General features: G+C 63.1%; 2 protein-coding genes and 2 pseudogenes. All 4 read right to left on the reverse strand.

Annotated features, from left to right (window positions below; all coding sequences use genetic code 11):
- Nucleotides 1–106: 106 nt before the first annotated feature.
- The 4 genes and pseudogenes from IVB46_RS38610 to fdxA all read right to left on the reverse strand — a co-directional run bounded on the left by IVB46_RS38610 (nt 107) and on the right by fdxA (nt 4,168).
- Nucleotides 107–478 (reverse strand): VOC family protein, encoded by a 372-nt coding sequence (locus IVB46_RS38610; RefSeq protein WP_247315914.1) that lies wholly within the window; start codon nt 476–478, stop codon nt 107–109.
- 650 nt (nt 479–1,128) lie between these two features.
- Nucleotides 1,129–1,844: pseudogene (istB, locus tag IVB46_RS38615) on the reverse strand (IS21-like element helper ATPase IstB); the annotation flags it as partial.
- Nucleotides 1,845–1,858: 14 nt separating this feature from the next.
- Nucleotides 1,859–3,373: pseudogene (istA, locus tag IVB46_RS38620) on the reverse strand (IS21 family transposase).
- 459 nt (nt 3,374–3,832) lie between these two features.
- A complete protein-coding gene (gene fdxA, locus IVB46_RS38625; RefSeq protein WP_247345266.1) occupies nt 3,833–4,168 on the reverse strand; it encodes a ferredoxin FdxA in 336 nt (111 codons plus the stop codon).
- Nucleotides 4,169–4,588 lie beyond the last annotated feature (420 nt).

Consider the following 4,588-nt stretch of genomic DNA (forward strand, 5'->3'; position numbering starts at 1 on the left):
GCAATCTCGCATCGATCGTCAAGGGATAGCTGCTCGTAACTCCGCCCCATGGCAACACCTCCTCGAGGAAGTGTTGCACTTCGTTTGTGAACTCAGGGGTTGAAGCTCACTGCGGTACGGTCATGAGTTCGAGCACATGGCCATCAGGGTCGCGAAAATCGACGCCGCGGCCGCCGTTCCAGTCCTTGAGCTTACCGTCGTCGAGGCTCCACGGTGCGCTGCCAAAACCGAGCTTCGCCTCGCGAATGCGGCCGAAGATGGCATCGAACTCGGCATCGCTGACGTGGAAGGCGTAGTGGTGGCTCTCGGACTCCTCGTCGTCGTCGAAGAGGAGCGTAAGCGTGTCGTTGATGCGTACTGGCGCGAAATGGCCGTCTTTCGAATCGGCATGGAGGCCAAAAGTGCGCGCAAAGAATTGCGCCGCTGCGCTCTTGTCGCGGGCAGGGACGATGATGTGGTTGAGGGTGATGGTCATCATGGGGTCTTCAAACGCGGCAAAGGTCGTTAGTACCTGATTGCAGACAGCGCATTCAACGTTTGCAAGTCGACGCCCCGGGCGCGTGCTGGCTCGATGCTAACGAGCATCATCCGGGCCTTGCACTTCGGACAGGCGGGACGCTCAATTGCAGCGAATGGAATGACTGAGGAGAGGCGTTGAGATTGGTGCATGATGCTTCCCTCGAACAGGCGGGAGCGCTACACTCTCTGTCACCGGTAATGCCTAGGAGGCGGAGCGGTGATTGTATGCGCCTGAGGGATCTCAAACGCGAGTTAATTCGCAGATATTTGGAAGGAGGGTAAGCGCTGCGCATTCCGGTGATGACGACCATGCGTTCCGGTGCATGGCGACCACTTGATCCGGTCGATGACGACCAGGGCGGCGCACGAGCGAGATGGCGCCGTTGGATGCAGGTTTTGATCTCAGTATTCGTGGTTTGGGTCAAGCTTCAGGTGGAGCCCGTGCGCGGCGCGCAGTGACCGCCGCGAGTCAGACGGAGCGCCGCGCACGGGCGGGTGGTGGCGGTGGCATCTTTTTGCAGCCTTGGCTGGCTTGGCGGTTGTTGTTGCCATCGCGTCCGCCGTATCCGTGGCCGGCGACGCAGTGTCCGGTTTGGCTGTCTTCGGATCGCGCATCGAGGGACCGTCGAGGGCGAGACGATAGGCATTGTGCACGAGACGATCGAGGATGGCGTCGGCGAATGTCGGCTCGCCGACGACCTCGTGCCAGGACTCGACCGGCAACTGGCTGGTGATCAGCGTCGAGCCCGCGCCGTAGCGGTCTTCGACGATCTCCATCAGATCGCGGCGCTGGTTTGGATTGAGACGATCCGGCCCCCAGTCGTCGAGGATCCGCAGGTCGGCCTTGGTAAGCATGCGGAACAGGCGCGCGAAGCGGCCGTCACCGTGCGCCAGTTCGAGATCGGCGAACAAGCGCGGCACGCGCGCGTAATGCACGGTATAGCCGTCGCGGCAGGCTTTCTGTGCCAGCGCGCAACTGAGCCATGACTTGCCGACGCCGCACGGGCCGGTGACGAGCAGGTTGCGATGCTCGGCGATCCAGCGGCCGGCGGCCAACTGCTGGAACAGTGCCTTGTCGAGCCGCCGTGGCGTGCGGTAGTCGACATCCTCGATCGATGCCTGGCCGTGGCGCAGTTTTGCAGTGCGCAGCCGGCTTTTGAACCGCTGTGTGCCGCGGTGCGCCGCTTCGCGATCGAGCATCAGCGCCAGCCATTCGGCAGGGCCAAGATCCTTCGCGTATCCTGTGTTTGCAACTCGATAAAGGCGTCCGCCATGCCGTCGAGCCTGAGGGCTCGAAGCTGGTCGATGGTGGGATGGGGCAGCATTGCGTGTCGTCTCCTCAGTGGAAGTAGCGGGGGCCACGGATGTTGGAATGAACTATCGCAGGCCCGTCCGTGGCGGTGGCGGGCCTTTGGCGATCCAGATTGTTCTTCAAGATGGACGTCACCGACGTGTAGGAACGCGCGCCGATGTCGAGGGCGCGACCGCAGGCGGCTTCGAGCCGTTCATGGCCGAAGTTGGATGCGTGCCGCAGGATACCGATCGTGGCGCGGAAGCCTTGCTCCGGATGCGTTCGCTCGCGCAGAATGATCTCGATCAGCGCCGATGTCTTCGGCCCGATCTCGTTCGCTCGTCGCTGGATGCGTTCCGGCGTTCAGTCGGCATAGCGCCGGTGGCTGGACGGCATATGCTCGCGCACTGTCGTGTGGCGGCGGTTGGATGACGAGCGCACATGGACGGCGACGCGATTGCCTTGATGGAAAATCTCGATGGTTCGCGCGGTGATCCGCGCCCACAGCGTCTCGCGCAGCAGCGCATCCGGCACCGAGTAGTAGTGCTTCTCGACCTCGACGTGATAATCGAGACCAGCCTTGCACTGCTTCCATTCGGCGTAGACGTAAGGCGCTGTTGGGAGCGGCTTCAAGGCCGATCGGTCTGTCGCGTCGAACAAGGTGCGCCGGCTCGCGCCCAGATGCCGCGACACTCGGTCGTTGAGTGTTACGAGGCACTCTCGGATCGCCGCGTTCAGCTCCGGCAGCGAGAAGAACCGTCGGTTCCTGAGTTTGGCGATGATCCAGCGCGTCGTGACCTGCACGGCGACTTCGACCTTGGCCTTGTCGCGCGGCTTCCTGGGCCGCGCCGGCACGATCGCCGTGCCGTAGTGCGCCGCCATCTCGGCATAGGCTCGATTGACGGCGGGCTCGTAGAAGCAAGCTTTGGTGATGCCGGACTTCAGATTGTCGGAAACCACCATCGCCGGAACGCCGCCGAAAAAAGCGAATGCGCGTGTGTGCGATCCGATCCAGTCGGGCAGCGATTGCGCGGCCGTCGCCTCGGCGTAGGTGTAACTCGAGGCACCAAGCGCTGCGACGAACAGTTGGCAGGTATGCACCTCGCCGGTCGTCGCGTCAAAAATGTCGATCGTCGTGCCGGCATAATCGACGAACAGCTTCTCGCCGGCCACGTGCGCCTGCCGCATCGTCGGCGACAGGCGGCCTTCCCAGGCGCGATACAGTTCGCAAAACCGGCTGCGGCTGTAACCGTCGGGATCGGTGGCGCGGTACTCCTGCCACACCAACTGCAGCGTCACGCCCTTGCGGCGCAACTCACGATGGACCGCCGGCCAGTCCGGCAGCGACCGCCCTTCCTTGGTCGCGGCCGCCGGCGCCGGATACAGGCGGCGTTCCAGCGCGGCGTCGCCGAGATCGTCCGGCAACGGCCAACTGATACCGGCCTCGCGCGCCCGGCGTAGGCACGCCCCGGCCGCGGTCGGGCCGATCCCGAGGCTCGCCGCAATCTGGCGCTTGGACAGGCCGGCGGCCGACAGCCGCAGCACATCGCGGATCTTGCGCATGGGTAATCTCGATTGGGCCATTCCCGCTCCTCTGGAAAAGGAGCGAGGTCCGGCTGATTCGCGGATCACCCAACGGCGTTCATCACGCCCGTCCACAGCCCTGTTGCTCTGGTCGCCATGGACCGGAACAGGTGGTCGTCATCGATCGGAAATGGTGGTCGCCATCAACCGGAAACCCCGGTCGCCATGGCCCGGAGCGCGCAAAGCGCCCCGCGGAAACTGCGAAACCGGAAGCTCGCGCCCGATGCAGTGGGCGTCCGCCGCCAGTTGCCAGTCTAGGGCCTGTGCGTGAAAGAGCTCAGCTTGCTCGCGCGTGAGCGGGGTATTCCCCCGCGACAGGGAGCACAGGTTTTGCTAGCAAGAGCTTCGGTCACGTTGCTTGCCCCTCGTGTCAACCTTCGCCCGCACCAAGGCTGGCAAACTGCGAAGGTGAATGTTGCGGCGCGGGCGCTGTCCGCCTCAATCACCCGCGCCGGGATTTGGCGAGAAGTATTGGAGTTTGTCCGGCTTCCCCTCCCATTCCTTAGAGTCGGGCGGGGGCGCTTTTTTGACCATAATATTTGGCCAGATTTTCGCGTATTCCGCATTCAGCGACAGCCATTTCTCTAGCCCCGGCTCGGTGTCAGGCTTGATCGCGTCGACCGGGCATTCCGGCGCGCAGACCCCGCAGTCGATGCATTCGTCCGGGTGGATGACGAGCATGTTCTCGCCCTCGTAGAAGCAGTCCACGGGGCACACTTCGACGCAGTCCATGATTTTGCAGCGAATACAGCTCTCGTTGACGACGAAGGTCAATTAAGCGTCCTTTCAGCAGATCGCAGCGGTGAACTCATTCATGGTATCCGTCCGTCCTCGCGGTGCTCGTTCATGGGTTGAAAATGGACGCACAGAAGACCTACGTCCTCTGGCTGAATCGGAACACCGAGGAACAGGCATTCAACGGCCGACGGGCCCGTGCTAGGCAGGTTGCCGCACATCTCTCTGCCGAAGTGCGTGCAGTGCGGGCAAACACCGAACCGCCGATGCGCACCACCCGTAGCTAGAGTGGACAGCACGTGGTGCAGGGCGCGACGCATCGCAGTTCGCTCTGTCGCGTCGAGCGAATCCACGGCGCGTACCAGAACTTCGAACGGATCGCGTGCAAGCGCTTTTTTGCCCTTGCTCGTCAGTCGCAGACTTACGCTTCGCCCGTCCGTCTTGAATGGCTGTCGGACC

Source organism: Bradyrhizobium sp. 61, assembly GCF_023073075.1.
Taxonomy (GTDB): domain Bacteria; phylum Pseudomonadota; class Alphaproteobacteria; order Rhizobiales; family Xanthobacteraceae; genus Bradyrhizobium; species Bradyrhizobium barranii.